The sequence below is a fragment of the Flavobacterium endoglycinae genome (genome assembly GCF_017352115.1).
Lineage (GTDB): Bacteria > Bacteroidota > Bacteroidia > Flavobacteriales > Flavobacteriaceae > Flavobacterium > Flavobacterium endoglycinae.
In genome coordinates, this window is record NZ_CP071448.1 from 4,415,928 (window position 1) to 4,430,995 (window position 15,068).

The 15,068-nt window shown below is 40.1% G+C and carries 9 protein-coding genes; 7 read left to right on the top strand and 2 right to left on the bottom strand.

What is annotated here, in order from left to right; genetic code table 11:
• Window positions 1-105 precede the first annotated feature (105 nt).
• The 7 genes from J0383_RS19425 to J0383_RS19455 all read left to right on the top strand — a co-directional run bounded on the left by J0383_RS19425 (window position 106) and on the right by J0383_RS19455 (window position 7,200).
• Window positions 106-1,392 (top strand): AAA family ATPase, encoded by a 1,287-nt coding sequence (locus tag J0383_RS19425; protein WP_207295616.1) that lies wholly within the window; start codon window positions 106-108, stop codon window positions 1,390-1,392.
• Window positions 1,392-2,078 carry an RloB family protein gene (locus J0383_RS19430; protein WP_207295617.1) on the top strand — a complete coding sequence of 229 codons (687 nt, stop codon included), beginning with the start codon at window positions 1,392-1,394 and terminating at the stop codon, window positions 2,076-2,078. Before J0383_RS19425 ends, J0383_RS19430 begins: the two co-directional genes overlap by 1 nt.
• A gap of 224 nt (window positions 2,079-2,302) precedes the next feature.
• Window positions 2,303-2,980: an IS1 family transposase gene (locus J0383_RS19435; RefSeq protein WP_207295618.1), complete on the top strand. Its 678-nt coding sequence runs from the start codon at window positions 2,303-2,305 to the stop codon at window positions 2,978-2,980.
• Between the two features lie 142 nt (window positions 2,981-3,122).
• Window positions 3,123-3,524 (top strand): hypothetical protein, encoded by a 402-nt coding sequence (locus J0383_RS19440; protein ID WP_239023106.1) that lies wholly within the window; start codon window positions 3,123-3,125, stop codon window positions 3,522-3,524.
• Window positions 3,525-3,623: 99 nt separating this feature from the next.
• On the top strand, window positions 3,624-4,301 hold the full coding sequence (locus J0383_RS19445; RefSeq protein ID WP_207295619.1) for an IS1 family transposase: 678 nt from the start codon (window positions 3,624-3,626) through the stop codon (window positions 4,299-4,301).
• Between the two features lie 675 nt (window positions 4,302-4,976).
• A complete protein-coding gene (locus J0383_RS19450) occupies window positions 4,977-5,675 on the top strand; it encodes a hypothetical protein (RefSeq protein WP_207295620.1) in 699 nt (232 codons plus the stop codon).
• Between the two features lie 10 nt (window positions 5,676-5,685).
• Window positions 5,686-7,200: a GumC domain-containing protein gene (locus J0383_RS19455; RefSeq protein ID WP_207295621.1), complete on the top strand. Its 1,515-nt coding sequence runs from the start codon at window positions 5,686-5,688 to the stop codon at window positions 7,198-7,200.
• 204 nt (window positions 7,201-7,404) lie between these two features.
• On the opposite strand, the gene J0383_RS19460 is transcribed toward J0383_RS19455, so the two are convergent.
• Both J0383_RS19460 and J0383_RS19465 read right to left on the bottom strand, forming a co-directional pair.
• A complete protein-coding gene (locus tag J0383_RS19460) occupies window positions 7,405-8,667 on the bottom strand; it encodes a sensor histidine kinase (RefSeq protein WP_207295622.1) in 1,263 nt (420 codons plus the stop codon).
• Window positions 8,668-8,680: 13 nt separating this feature from the next.
• The gene (locus J0383_RS19465; RefSeq protein WP_207295623.1) at window positions 8,681-15,043 is read right to left on the bottom strand and encodes a HAMP domain-containing protein; all 6,363 of its coding nucleotides are present in this window, start codon (window positions 15,041-15,043) and stop codon (window positions 8,681-8,683) included.
• Between the last annotated feature and the right edge of the window lie 25 nt (window positions 15,044-15,068).

Here is a 15,068-nt window from a genome sequence, read left to right on the forward strand (position 1 = left end):
ACGAATAAGCATATTTAGAAATAATATAAAGAATGTTAAAAGTTAGTGCACGTTAATCCTTATTCTTATATTTGTAAAAAATATACAAATTTTAAATTAAGGGTTATGATCGAAGAATTTAGTTTTGGAAATATGTGCTCATTTAAAGATATTCAAACTTTAAATATGTCAGCAGCTAAAATTAAATCTAATAATTCGCTTTTAGATGAACAAAATGTAATTCAGATTAATGAGAATTTATCTTTGTTAAAGTCGAAAGCTATTTATGGGGCTAATGCTAGCGGAAAAAGTAATGTAATTCGCGGTTTGGTAACTTTTATGAGGATCATAAAAAATTCTGTAAAAGATGAGAGATCTTTGGAATTTATTGATGCTTTTGAATTATCTACTGAAACAATGAATGAACCTACATTTTTTCAAATGATCTTGAGAATCGACAACGTAAGATACAGATATGGTTTTGAAGCAGATGACTCATCCATTAAAAGTGAATGGCTTTTTTCAACACCGAATATTCGAGAACAAAATTTATTTATAAGAGAAAACAGTAAGATTTTAGAAATTAATCAAAAGCATTTTGAAGAAGGATTTAAACTACTTTCCTTAATGGATGACTTTAAAGATTATGATGATGGCGAAATTTTCAGGAAGAACTCATTATTTTTATCTTCTCTGGCTTCTTTCGGATTTGGTAAATTATCTAAAAAAATTATTAAAGCAATCAATTCGATTTCAGTAATTAGTGGTTTAGGTCATCAAGGAATGTATGCTATGGCAGGTGAATCTTTGGAAGATATCGATCAGAAAAAATTTGTTTTAAATTTTTTGAAAAATGCTGATATTGGAATTCAGGATTTAGAGACTATAGATCTTTCCGCTCAGGAATTTTCTGATCATATTGATGAAGATTTCAGAGATAGTAAGCTTATTTTATCACACAGGACTCGTTACAATAAGCAGTTAAAAAAAGATGGTAATGCCTCTTTTTCCTTTTTGTTACAAGAGTCAGAAGGGACAAGAAAAATGTTTGAATTAAGTCCTTTTATCTATAGATCCTTGAAAGAAGGTACGACATTGGTAATTGATGAGTTTGATTCAAGATTTCACCCACTACTAACAAAGAAAATTGTTGAATTATATAACTCAAATCAAAATTCAAAAGCCCAGCTTATCTTCACTACACATGATACTAACTTATTATCTGCAGAGATATTGAGAAGAGATCAAATCGATTTTGTTGAAAAAGATAAATATGGTGCAAGTCATTTATATACTCTTGTAGAAATCAAAGGAATTAGAAATAATGCTTCATTTGAAAAAGACTACATTCAAGGTAAATATGGTGCAATTCCATTTTTAGGTAATTTTTCTAACTTATTAAATTTTGAATAATGCCTAAAGCTACTCGTGCTATAAAAATTACAGATAAGGGAAAAGCTTGGAATAAAAAAGCTACTTCGTCTAGCTATAAAATTGATAGTATTCCTGAAAATAAAACAATATTGATTGTTTGCGAAGGGCAAACTGAAAAATTATACTTTGAGTCTTTTCCTGTGCTTGGATTAAGTGTTACTGCCATAGATTTAAAAGGGCAGTCAAAAACTAAACTTATTGAATCAACACAAGAAATAATTGAAAGATCTGGATATGAATATGATGGTGTTTGGTGTGTTTTCGATATGGATGTTAAGCGTGGAGCTGAAGAATTTTCAGACTTTGACAATGCAATAATTAAAGGAAATCAATTAGGATATAACATTGCTTATTCAAATGATTCTTTTGAATTATGGTTCTATTTACATTATGAATATACAGATGCGGAGCATTTAAGAAGCTTTTACTATGATGAGTTGGGAAAAAGATTTAATCTTAATTATGTTAAGGATGGAAAAAAACATAATTTTTGTTTAAAACTATATGATCTGCTAATGGAAGATGAAAAATCCTCACAAGAAAAAGCTATAGAAAGAGCTAGAAAACTGTTTGAAAAAGTTAAGGATTTGCCATTTTATAAACAGAATCCAGTTACAAAAGTATTTGAATTGGTTGAAGAACTGAATGAAAACTTAAGACGATAAAGATGAATGATATATACCATTATCCGCCAGACCTTTTTGATTTAATAGTTCAAACAATCCCATTGCTAAATAAATCTAAGAAAGCGGTAATGTATCAGATGTGTTGGTGGTCAATTATTGCCTCTAACATTTACAGAAAATCAGATATTTATATTAATATAGCATAAAAATTAAGACAGCCTTCGGGCTGTTTTTTCATTTTATAATGCCTTAAATCGAAAAAAATGGAGTCAGACCAGGCTAGGTGTTGCAGATGTGTTGGTGCTATTCGAAAGATGATAAAGTACGGAAAGACAAAATCGGGTAATCAAAGATATATTTGCAAAGCATGCGGGAAAACTAGAGTTGAAAATTATGCATATCTGGCTTATAAAGGAGATATAAATCAGAATATTATTCAATTAACTAAAGAAGGATTAGGTGTAAGAAGTACGGCAAGAATATTAAAAATATCAACGACAACACTATTGAAAAGAATCATCTTAATTGCCAGAAATATTAGCAAGCCGATTATCAGCAGAGGCAAAACGTATGAAGTTGATGAGCTGTGCACTTACATTAGACACAAGAAAAATTATATCTGGCTGGTTTATGCATTGGAAAAGAATTCTAGAACTGTTGTAAGTTTTAACGTTGGAAAACGAACCAATAAAACTCTGAACCGTGTTTTGGAAACTCTGAAATTATCGGAAGCAAAAAAGATATTTACAGACAGATTGAAAAATTATCGATATCTGCTTGATGAGGAGATACATTCTGTAAAGCGTTTTGGAACAAACCATATTGAAAGAAAGAATTTGACGCTCAGAACCCATCTGAAAAGATTAAATCGACGGACAATTTGCTTCAGTAAAAGTTTAGTAATTTTTACAGCAGTTTTAAAGATTTATTTTTGGATTTGAGCAATAAAACAGTAAGTTTATTCTTCAAAATCATGTTCTTAAAAATATTGTATTTAACAGGTAAAAACTTGTAAAAATAGTCGCAAACACTTATAAGTATAAGTACAACGGTCAGGAGCTTCAAGACGAGCTGGGGCTTAACATGACGGCGATGGATTATCGCCAATATGATAATGCGTTAGGGAGGTTTAATTTTATTGATGTGCTGGCAGAATTATTTCCTGAGGAAAGTCCGTTTAGTTTTTCTTTAAACAATCCAGTTTTCTTTAGTGACCCTACAGGATTATGTCCTGAATGCGAAAAGAATGTCAAAGACCCAAAAGCTGGACAAAGTTATACTTCATCTGGCGGTGCGACATATACGTATAACGATGGAAAATGGACACAACAAGGAGGTGAACTAGCTGAAGTTACTATAACAGCAACACCTAAAAAGAAATCTACTGAAGGTCAAGATGGCAAAGCAGAAGGTAACACACGTCTTTTCGGACTAATTCAAAATGCGGTAATGTATCAGATGTGTTGGTGGTTAATTATTGCATAAAACATTTACAGATTATCAATGATTTATATTAATATAGCATAAAAATTAAAACAGCCTTCGGGCTGTTTTTTTATTTTATAATGCCTTAAATCGAAAAAAATGAGCTCAAACCAGACTAGGTGTTACAGATGTGTTGGTGATATTCGAAAGATGATAAAGTACGGAAAGACAAAGTCTGGTAATCAAAGATATATTTGCAGAGCATGCGGGAAAACTAGAGTTGAAAATTATGCATATCTGGCTTATAAAGGAGATATAAACCAGAATATTATTCAATTAACTAAAGAAGGTTTGGGAATAAGAAGTACTGCAAGAATATTGAAAATATCGACGACAACATTATTGAAAAGAATTGTATCAATTGCTCGAGATATTACCAAACCAATTATCAGCAAAGGCAAAACTTACGAAGTAGATGAACTGTGTACTTATATCCGATATAAGAAAAATTATATTTGGCTTGTTTATGCTTTGGAAAAGAATTCTAAAAATGTTGTAAGTTTTAATGTTGGCAAACGAACCAATAAAACGCTGAATCGTGTTTTGGAAACTCTGAAATTAGCAGAAGCAAAAAAGATATTTACGGACAGACTTAAAAACTACAGATATCTGATTGACGAGAAGCTGCATTCTGTTAAACGTTTCGGAACTAATCATATTGAAAGGAATAATCTGACTCTCAGAACGCATCTGAAAAGACTCAATAGACGTACAATCTGCTTCAGTAAAAGTTTAGTTGTTTTTACTGCTGTTTTGAAGATTTATTTTTGGATTTGAGATTTAATGTGCGAGAATTTATTTAGTTTCTTAAATTTACTTTTGACGGAGACAGAAGCTAAACACTTATTTATACGATGAGATACTATTAAAGTCAGTTAGATATTTTTAAAAACAAGACTTTCTAATAATATTTCTGTATAGTAATCATTTAAAGTAGTTGTGGATTTGTATAGTAATGTTTCGAACTTAAGTCTTCAAGTGATTGCTGAACAGTATTTTAAATTTGTTCGTAAAAGTGATGCACCGATTCTGCACCTAGAATAAAGTAATCTATTAAAATCTTTTACATTCCAAAAAAGCTTTAATATTTTCGAATCTAAAAATTCGGCAACCTTAAATTTTATTGACTTTTAATTTTCTAAGAAACTTTTTTGCATAGCATTTTTTATGCTTAATTTGCCATCTGAACCTAAGATACATAGAGTCTGATTTTAATGATTTAAGAAGCATAGAAAAGTTCTGCGCCACGATTATGCCACGGATATATACAGGGTTAAAACCGTGGAGCAGGTAAATTAGTTGATAGGTATGTAAAGTATTGTTTTTTTTGCTGTTTTTGATTATTTTTGAACGTTGTAAACGGCAAATGGAAATCCGATTTAAGGGTCTCATTCTAAATAAATCAAGGCATAGGACTTAATCATTAATATACTTAACAATACTGCTAATCGTATGAAAACAGTGCAGATACTGATCGCAGGGATTATGTTCCTGCTTGTCACGCCGTCCCGGGCGCAGAATCTAACGAAACAAGAAACGGTAAACTACATTAATAAAAAGATAACCGAGGCCAGAAACAAAATTCATCCTTTTGTAATCGACGATAAAGTGCAGTTTGCAGCACCGCTTTCATTTTCGGATTCTTGGGCTTATATCTATGAAAATAACCTTGCTTCGGGGTCAAATAACAAGATTGTATATACTGGAAGCTTCGCTACTGATCAATATGGCTGCTATAACAGGCAGCACTATAATTTCACTACCCCCGAATATTATAGCGGTGTTTATTCCAGTGTAGAATTCCTGCCTGCCCATATAAGTGCAGTCGAAATAATCCAAACCCAGCCACATCAGGAAGTGGGGCTCTTAAAACTCAGTTTCATTCCCAATGCACTTAAGCAGTTGGCATACCAATATAAAAAGAGGGTGTACTGTACCTATCCTGGCAACGGGGACGCTTTTTGCGACTGTTGGAATTATGACAGCAGGCTGGTTGGATCCATGTATACATCGACATATTTTGATTATGATACCGTAATTTACATTCCATTTCTTAAACTCGATGGAGATGAGAATAGACTGAAAAAAGCTTTTGAATACCTAAAAGATTTATACTTGGCGGAACAAGAGGATGATCCTTTTGGCAAATAAACATTTCAGGATGAAAAATTACATGTATTGCTTAGCGCTTATTGTTTTCTGTACGATGAAATTGCATGCGCAGACTGTAGGAGTCGGAGAAGTATCAGCCATTGAAAGCAAGGCAGGATCTATAGAAGCGGCAAGATTGCGGATTCTACAGATAGAGTCCGAGCTGCCTCAGCTAGAGAAACTATGGCAAGACAAGCTGCAAAAGCTACGATCTGAAATCGAGCAAATTTATAAGGATAGGGATAACCTGATAGCAGATATGAAAGCGGGTGCAAGATGCAGCAAATGCAATGAATGGAAATCTGAATTTGAAAAGAAAGGACAAAGCTTTGAAAAACATTTAGGGGAAGTAAAAGGATATGCCATTCCAGCGACAACATCTGAATTAGAGACTGCTAGAAAAGGATTCTCAGAGAAAATTGCCATTCTTAAGGTGCAGCTTAAGAATTTGGAAAAAGGCGATAATACTATTCTGAAAAAAAATGAGCAGATTCAAAAACTTAAAGATGACAACGATAGGCTGTGCCAGGAAATAACTCTACACAGCAAAAACTACGAAATGATTCTGCTAAACGACTCCAAAGCAAAGCACAAAATGTGGTCAGATGAACTTATGGCTTCTGCTGTAAAAACACTTATATCAGATGACAAGATTACCATTTGCAAAGCTAAAATACCGCAAATTGAGAAGGAATTTCAAAACCTAAGCGAAGAAATCAGGGAGAAATTGAAAAATGACAATGAAAAGTTACAGCAATCAAAAAATAACAGCATCTCGTCCAATGAACAGAAAATCAATAATATACAAACTGTGCATCAAAGCAGTATTTTGCAGCTGCAGGAGCAGCTGCAGAAATTGGAAGCACTGAAAAATGACCTGCAGAAAGAGCTCTCTTCCGACAGCATAGCGGCCAGACTTGAAATGACTGGAAAGCAGCTCGTTGTAATTAGAGACAGTATTACCGAGCTAGAAAAACAGACAAAGGACAGCATAGCATTACTTCAAGCAGAAAATAAAAAATTAAATGCAGAGATATGGTCTCTTAAGACCGATCTGCCAAACGAACAGCAAAAGGCCCTTCTGCCTTTAAAAGAAAAGCGGGATGCAAAGAAAAAAGAAACTGAACTCTTGCATGCTGCGGCCATATCTGAGCTGGCAGAGAATAAAAAATCCTTTGCAGAGAAGACAGCGCAGTGCCAGAAGAATAACGACGTCTACACCACAGAGATATCTATGGAATGCACCCGCATGTACGCAGCAGGACAGAAAGTCGGATGCTCGGTCTACAATAGTATAAAAGGAACAGTGGTGTCAAACTGGAACGAAACTGCTTCCTGCGTGAAGGCAGTCGCATCCTTAGCTAAGCCTTACTCAACAAATGTTTTTAATGCTTACTGCAAAGGACAAGACTCATCGGGATACATGTCTGGTTATAAGAGCTTTTTAGCCTCACTTAGTTCAGAAGATAAACTGGCGGTCAAAGAGGCAAGTAATGCTGACTGGTTTGAATTAATGATGCGCTAGATAATCCTGCTTCCAAGGCGTAGAGTTGGATTTTAATATATTAGAACCTTAATTATTAAATAGTGATTTTGTTCATGTTTTACTTTTTTAAAATATGCTGTGCCACGATTCTGCCATAAACTTAAATAGATTAAACTATAAGTTTACTTTAGTTGTTACTGGCAGAAATGATTTCAAGTGCATTACAGCTGTACGCTGTTATTTTCAGTCTGACATATGATTTTTTTGCCTAGTGGCAGATTGCTCCTGCGGAATATAGATGTGGAATGTTGCTCCCTTACCGAGTTCGCCCTCAGCCATTATGATACCGTTGTGATTTTCGACTATCTTCTTGACGATGGCCAAGCCGATTCCGGTACCCTCGTACTTATCCCTTGTGTGGAGTCTTTGGAATACGCCGAAGATTTTCTCACAGTGCTGGGGCTCAAATCCGATACCGTTGTCCTTAAAGCTTAGATGGCAGTAAGGAGTATCAGGCTGCAGTTTTTCAATTTCCAGTTCTTTGCCCATGACCAGCCGCGTTTTGATCTCAATGAGCATAGGAACATCCTGCCTTGCAAATTTCAGGGCGTTACTGGTAAGATTTTCTAAAAGCTGTCCGAAAAGAAAAGGAATGATTGCGATGGGGCCATGCAGTTCAGTCTGGATAGCGGCCTGCTTTTCCATTATGCTTTCTGACAGCGTTTCTTTTATATTGTCGACGAGCTGCTGGAGGTCTGCGATTTCATATTTGCGATCCATGACATTGGTCTGGGAAAAGGCCAGAAGGTCATTGATGAGATCCCGCATCCTTCCAGTGGCCTGTAATATTCTGTTGAACCTGCTTCTGCCGTCTTCGCTTAAATTCTGGTATTCCTTTTCAAGCAGTATACCTGTAAAGGTCTGGATTTTTCGTAACGGTTCCTGCAGGTCATGGCTTGAGATATGAGTAAAGGCATCAAGCTCGGCATTCTTTCTCTTTAGTTCTTCAGCATATTTCTCCACGGCTTCACACTGGCGGGCAAGCTCCTGGCTTGCCTTAGTGATTGTTGCATTTAGAGCAGAAGTTTCTTCCTCCTTAAGCTGGAGTTCCCTGTTTTTTTTATAAAGTTCGGTAAAGACCAGTACTTTAGCCTTTAAAATTTCTGAAGAAAGCGGTTTGATCATGTAATCAACCGCTCCAGACTGGTATCCTTTGAAGATATAGTCCGCAGAATCCATGTTAGCTGTGAGGAAGATTATGGGGACATGCTTAAGTTTGTCGCTTTCGCGGATAAGTTCGGCCGCTTCAAATCCGTCCATTAGCGGCATCTGGACATCCATAAGGATAATGGCAAAATCCTGATCCTTAAGCAGAATACGCAGGGCATCTTTGCCTGAAGTGGCTTCGATAAAGGAATAGCCCTGATCTGCCAGTATGACCTGAAGCGAAAGCAGGTTTTCTTGTTTATCGTCGACTAATAATATTTTTATAGGATACTTTTCCATGGGGCTTTAAATATTATTTGAGCCAGACTCTCATCAGAGAGGAAAGCTGTTCCACATTTACGGGTTTGGTAATATAATCGGAAGCGCCCGATTCGATACATCGCTGTCTATCGCCTTTCATCGCTTTTGCTGTAACAGCAATTATGGTCAGGTGCTTATGCCGCATGTCCTTGCGGATAATTTTCATTGTCTCGTACCCATCAAGCTCCGGCATCATAATATCCATAAGCACAATATCGGCCGCACTGTCCTGATTGAGGATTTCAATTGCTTCATGCCCGCTTTCCGCGCAGATCACCTCCAGTCCGTACCTTTCCAGAGCTGTGGTCATGGCAAAGAGATTGCGTACGTCATCATCAACCAGCAGCACTTTTTTGCCCGTAAGCACGTCTTCTTTCAGGTAGAACGTTTCAATTCGCTGTTTCATATCTTCAGGAAGATTCTTATGCATGCGGTGCATGAAAAGAGCAGTCTGGTCGGCCAGTTCATCCATTGAAGAGGCGCTTTTGGTAATGATGCTGTGTGCAAAACGGCTGAGCCTGCTGCGCTGTTTTTTATCTGGATCTCCCGCCGAGTGTATAATAATAGCAGTTTCCTGCCCGCTGATGTTATTTTCAAGATCACTGATAAGATCAATTCCATCCGCATCCGGCAGTTTTAAATCCAGGATGATGCATTCAAATGATTTTTTCTTAAGCTGATCCGCTGCCTGCTTTGCGTTGAGTGCAGAGGAGATGAGAATATCTTCTCCCTGCAGTGCGGCGGTTATTCGCTGTAGTTCCTCCGGATTATCGTCAACGAGCAGCAATTTCTTTTTCTTGGTTTTGCCACTGTTTTTTATGTCTTGGAAAAGTGATTCCAGTGCGTCATTGGTAACAGGCTTCACCAGAAAATTTCTGGCGCCGCGTTTCAGGCCTTTGTTTTTTTCATCTTCTCCAGAGATAATATAAACGGGTATATGCCGCAGGTTGAAATCGGTTTTCAGACGATCAAGTATTTTCCATCCACTGGCATCCGGCATATTAAGGTCCATTGTCACCGCATGCGGCTGGAAGTGCTGGATGTAATCCACCACGTCATTGCCTCTGGCAGTTACAACAGCTTTGATTTGATGCTCACGTGCTTTATCCAGCAGGATTCTGGCAAAAGTTTCGTTGTCTTCAGCAATCAGAACCACTTTGTCGCCCGGCTGTATATCATTTCTGTCGTCACCCAGCTCATCGGCGAAATACATTTCAGGATCTGCAGATTTGAAACTAGAGGACGGAAGTGATTTCAAATGGCTCTTGCCGGCATGTATCAAGCTGGTTTCCTCATTGACATCGATGTCTGTTATCTCTGGCATCTGGACAAACTTGAGCGGCAGGAACAGTGTGAACCTGCTCCCGGTATTGGTGTCGCTTTCCAGTTCTATACTTCCGCCGAGAAGATCAGAAAGTCCGCGGCTGATGGAAAGTCCGAGTCCGGTTCCTCCGTATTTGCGGCTTGTAGATCCTTCTGCCTGCTGGAACGCCTCAAAGATGATGTTCTGCTTTTCCTTTGAAATACCGATTCCTGTATCTGATATTTCAAAAGCTACTACAGCTTCTGCATTGTCAAGACTTGTACTTCTGGTTTTCCAGTTGCGGTCTGCTTTGTAAATATGCAGTTTAACGGATCCTTTCTCAGTGAATTTAAACGAATTAGACAATAGATTTTTAAGGATCTGATTCAGACGCTGCGAATCGGTTTCCATCACTTCAGGAAGGCTTTCATCCATTTTGATTTCAAAATGAAGATGTTTGGCTTGTGAGATAGGGTTGAAGGTTGACTCTACAAAACGGCTGATTTCGTCAAAACGGATCGGATTGTAGTCCACTGATATATAGCCTGATTCAATTTTGGAAAGATCCAAAATATCGTTGATAAGCTGTATAAGGTCATCCCCGCAGGCATTGATGGTTTTGGCAAACTGGATCTGTTTGTCCGAAAGGTTGCCGTCACGGTTGGCAATAAGCTCGTTGGCCAGGATCTGTAAACTGTTCAGCGGGGTTCGAAGCTCATGGGACATATTGGCCAGGAACTCGGATTTGTATTTCGAGGTCAGGGTCAGCTGGTCCGCTTTTTCTTCCAGTGCTTTACGGGCCACTTCGACTTCTTGGTTTTTGAGCTCCACTTCCTCTTTCTGGTTGGCCAGCAGTATGGCTTTCTCTTCGAGTTCCTCATTAGTGTTTTTAAGCACTTCCTGCTGGCTTTTAAGCTCATTTGCAAGGGACTGCGACTGTACCAGAAGTTCTTCGGTTCTCGAGTTGGATTCGATGGTGTTAATTACAATACCAATACTTTCAGTAAGACCTTCAAGGAAATCCAGATGTATCTGGCTGAAGGTATCCAGGGAAGCCAGTTCGATCACCGCTTTAAGCCTTCCTTCAAAAAGCACGGGAAGGATAATAACGTCTTTTGGTCTGGCATCCCCAAGACCTGAGTTTATTTTAATATAATCCTTTGGCACGTTGCTAAGAATGATTCTTTCTTTTTCTACGGCAACCTGTCCTATAAGTCCTTCACCCATGCCGTACTGCGTGAGTGAGTTTTTGCGTTTAAGGTAGGCATAAGAGGCAATGAGGTTCAATTTGGAATCCATGAAATCTTCCCCTTCTTCCAGTATATAGAAAAGACCGTGCTGGGCAGTAACCACGGCGGCAAGTTCTGAAAGGATTTTAGTGGTCACGGCTTTCAGTTCTTTCTGCCCTTGAAGCATCTGGGTGAATTTCGCCAGATTGGATTTAAGCCAGTCCTGTTCCTGGTTTCGGAGAGTAGTGGCCTTCAGGTTAAAAATCATCTGGTTGATCGTATCCTTTAAGGCTTCCACTTCTCCTTTGGCTTCCACACCGATAGTTCTGGTTAAATCCCCTTGTGTCACGGCAGATGCCACCTCAGAAATCGCACGTACCTGCGTGGTCAGATTTGCGGCCAGCTGGTTTACGTTTTCTGTTAAGTTTTTCCAGGTTCCTGATGCCCCCGGCACATTGGCCTGTCCGCCAAGTTTCCCTTCAGCACCTACTTCACGGGCTACTGTTGTTACCTGATCCGAGAAGGTTGCCAGGGTGTCGATCATCTCATTGATGGTATCGGTCAGCTGCGCCACTTCACCTTTGGCATCAATTGAAAGTTTTTGCTTTAAGTTTCCTTTGGCTACAGATGTCACGACTTTAGCAATTCCACGTACCTGTCCGGTTAAGTTGGAAGCCATTACGTTAACTGAATCCGTTAAATCTTTCCAAGTTCCCGCGACACCTTTTACTTGGGACTGTCCGCCGAGTTTTCCTTCTGTTCCCACCTCACGTGCCACACGGGTAACCTCAGACGCAAACGAATTCAGCTGTTCCACCATGGTGTTAAAAGTGTTTTTCAGATCCAGGATTTCTCCCTTAACATCTACGGTAATTTGTTTGGAAAGGTCGCCGTTGGCAACGGCTTTGGTCACATCGGCAATATTACGCACCTGATCGGTCAAGTTTGATGCCATCTGATTAACAGAATCGGTCAAATCCTTCCATGTTCCGGCAACACCCGGTACGAACGCCTGTCCGCCAAGTTTTCCATCGGTTCCTACCTCTCGGGCCACGCGGGTTACCTCAGAGGCAAAAGCGCGCAGCTGGTCCACCATCGTATTTACGGTTTCCTTTAACTGGAGAATCTCTCCGCGGACGTCAGCCGTAATTTTTTTTGACATATCTCCGTTAGCCACGGCAATTGTAACTTCGGCAATATTACGCACCTGGGTTGTTAAGTTACCGGCCATCTGGTTCACTGAATCGGTCAAATCCTTCCAGGTTCCGGCGACCCCTGGTACATTGGCCTGTCCTCCGAGTTTTCCTTCTGTTCCCACCTCACGAGCCACACGGGTTACCTCAGAAGCAAACTCACGAAGCTGGTCCACCATGGTATTTAAGGTTTCTTTCAACTGGAGGATCTCTCCGCGGACGTCAACCGTGATTTTACGGGACATATCTCCATTGGCCACGGCTATCGCCACGTCTGCAATATTACGCACCTGGGCGGTAAGGTTACCAGCCATCTGGTTCACAGAGTCTGTTAAGTCTTTCCATGTTCCTGCAACACCGGGAACATTGGCCTGGCCTCCGAGTTTTCCTTCTGTTCCTACTTCCCGCGACACCCTGGTTACCTCCGAGGCAAAACCTCGCAGCTGATCCACCATGGTATTAATGGTATTTTTTAATTCTAAGATTTCTCCTTTTACGTCTACGGTAATCTGAAGCGATAAGTCTCCTTTTGCCACAGCGGTGGTTACTTCGGCAATATTACGCACCTGTCCGGTAAGGTTAGAAGCCATCTGGTTCACCGAATCGGTCAAATCTTTCCAGGTTCCGCCAACACCTTCCACCTGTGCCTGTCCGCCGAGCTTTCCTTCCGTACCCACCTCACGGGCCACACGGGTTACTTCAGATGCAAAGGAGTTCAGCTGCCCCACCATCGTGTTGATTGTATTTTTTAATTCTAAGATTTCTCCTTTTGTATCTACGGTAATCTGGCGTGATAAATCCCCTTTTGCAACGGCTGTGGTCACTTCGGCAATATTACGCACCTGACCTGTTAAGTTCGATGCCATCTGGTTCACCGAATCTGTCAAATCTTTCCAGGTGCCTCCGACACCTTTTACTTTTGCCTGTCCTCCAAGTTTTCCTTCTGTACCCACCTCAAGTGCTACACGTGTCACCTCAGAAGAAAAAGAGTTCAGCTGGTCCACCATTGTATTGATGGTTTTTTTTAACTCCAGAATTTCCCCTTCAGCTACTGCTGTAATTTTTTTGGAAAGATCGCCATTTGCCACGGCAGTTGTTACCTCTGCAATGTTACGCACCTGGCCTGTTAAGTTCGATGCCATCTGGTTCACTGAATCGGTTAAATCTTTCCACGTTCCGCCAACACCTTTTACTTTTGCCTGTCCGCCGAGTTTTCCTTCGGAACCTACCTCACGCGCCACACGTGTCACCTCGGCTCCGAAAGAGTTCAGCTGATCCACCATGGTATTGATGGTGTTTTTCAGCTCTAGGATTTCCCCCTCAACGCTTACGGTAATCTTTTTAGACAAATCGCCTTTTGCCACCGCAGTAGTTACTTCGGCGATATTTCTCACCTGGCCGGTAAGATTAGATGCCATCTGGTTTACCGAATCCGTTAAATCTTTCCACACCCCGCCGACACCCCGAACTCTTGCTTGTCCTCCCAATTTACCTTCAGAACCTACCTCACGTGCCACGCGGGTTACCTCTGAAGAGAATGAGTTCAGCTGATCCACCATGGTGTTGATGGTATCTTTTAATTCTAAAATTTCTCCTTTTACGTCAACAGTAATTTTTTTAGAAAGATCTCCTTTTGCCACGGCTGTTGTTACATCGGCAATATTACGTACCTGGCCGGTAAGATTGGAAGCCATCTGGTTTACCGAGTCTGTTAAATCTTTCCAGGTTCCGCCGACTCCTTTAACCTGTGCCTGGCCGCCCAGTTTTCCTTCTGTACCAACTTCACGGGCCACACGCGTTACTTCCGAAGAGAAGGAGTTCAGCTGATCCACCATTGTGTTGATCGTATTCTTTAACTCTAATATTTCCCCCTTCACGTCAACAGTGATTTTTTTGGAAAGGTCGCCATTGGCTACTGCTGTAGTTACATCTGCAATATTTCTAACCTGCCCGGTAAGGTTCGAGGCCATTTTATTTACAGAATCGGTAAGGTCTTTCCATACACCGCCGACACCCCTTACTTTAGCCTGACCGCCTAATTTTCCATCAGTTCCAACCTCGCGCGCCACGCGGGTAACCTCCATGGAGAACAGGTTAAGCTGTTTTACCATCCCGTTCACCTCCTTGGCAATTCTCAGGAATTCTCCCTGAAGAGGATTTCCTTCTATCGAAAGGGGCATTTCCTGCGATAGATTTCCTTTTGCCACCGATGTGATAACGTGCGCAATTTCGATTGTTGGGTGGACAAGATCTGAAATCAGGGTATTTACCGAATCGACACAGGAACTCCATGAACCCCTCGCGCCGTCCAGCACTACTCGGTTGGTCAGTTTTCCCTGTTTTCCGATGCTTTTTCCGACTTTCTGGAATTCAAATACCATTCGTTCGTTCAGATCAATAATTTCATTCAGGGTCTCGCAGATGGATCTTCTCATTCCGTTCTGGTCAGTAGGGAAACGCTGCGAGAAGTTTCCGTTTTTAACCTTCATCAGGATTTTTAAAAATTCGGCATCAGTCAGCACCTCATCTTGGGCCTGCTTTCTGCTTGCAGTCTGAGAGATACTGTCCGCGGCAGGAACTGCTGCGTTAGTTTTGCTGGCGGCGGTTTCAGGTTTGGGTGTGTTTTTCATAATTGAGGTTATGATTTAATTCTGG

Coding starts and splice junctions, on each gene's coding strand:
- J0383_RS19460 (WP_207295622.1), bottom strand. CDS start 8,667: ATGGAAAAGTATCCTATAAAAATATTATTAGTCGACGATAAACAAGAA.
- J0383_RS19455 (WP_207295621.1), top strand. CDS start 5,686: ATGAAAAATTACATGTATTGCTTAGCGCTTATTGTTTTCTGTACGATG.
- J0383_RS19425 (WP_207295616.1), top strand. CDS start 106: ATGATCGAAGAATTTAGTTTTGGAAATATGTGCTCATTTAAAGATATT.
- J0383_RS19435 (WP_207295618.1), top strand. CDS start 2,303: ATGGAGTCAGACCAGGCTAGGTGTTGCAGATGTGTTGGTGCTATTCGA.
- J0383_RS19465 (WP_207295623.1), bottom strand. CDS start 15,043: ATGAAAAACACACCCAAACCTGAAACCGCCGCCAGCAAAACTAACGCA.
- J0383_RS19430 (WP_207295617.1), top strand. CDS start 1,392: ATGCCTAAAGCTACTCGTGCTATAAAAATTACAGATAAGGGAAAAGCT.
- J0383_RS19450 (WP_207295620.1), top strand. CDS start 4,977: ATGAAAACAGTGCAGATACTGATCGCAGGGATTATGTTCCTGCTTGTC.
- J0383_RS19445 (WP_207295619.1), top strand. CDS start 3,624: ATGAGCTCAAACCAGACTAGGTGTTACAGATGTGTTGGTGATATTCGA.
- J0383_RS19440 (WP_239023106.1), top strand. CDS start 3,123: ATGACGGCGATGGATTATCGCCAATATGATAATGCGTTAGGGAGGTTT.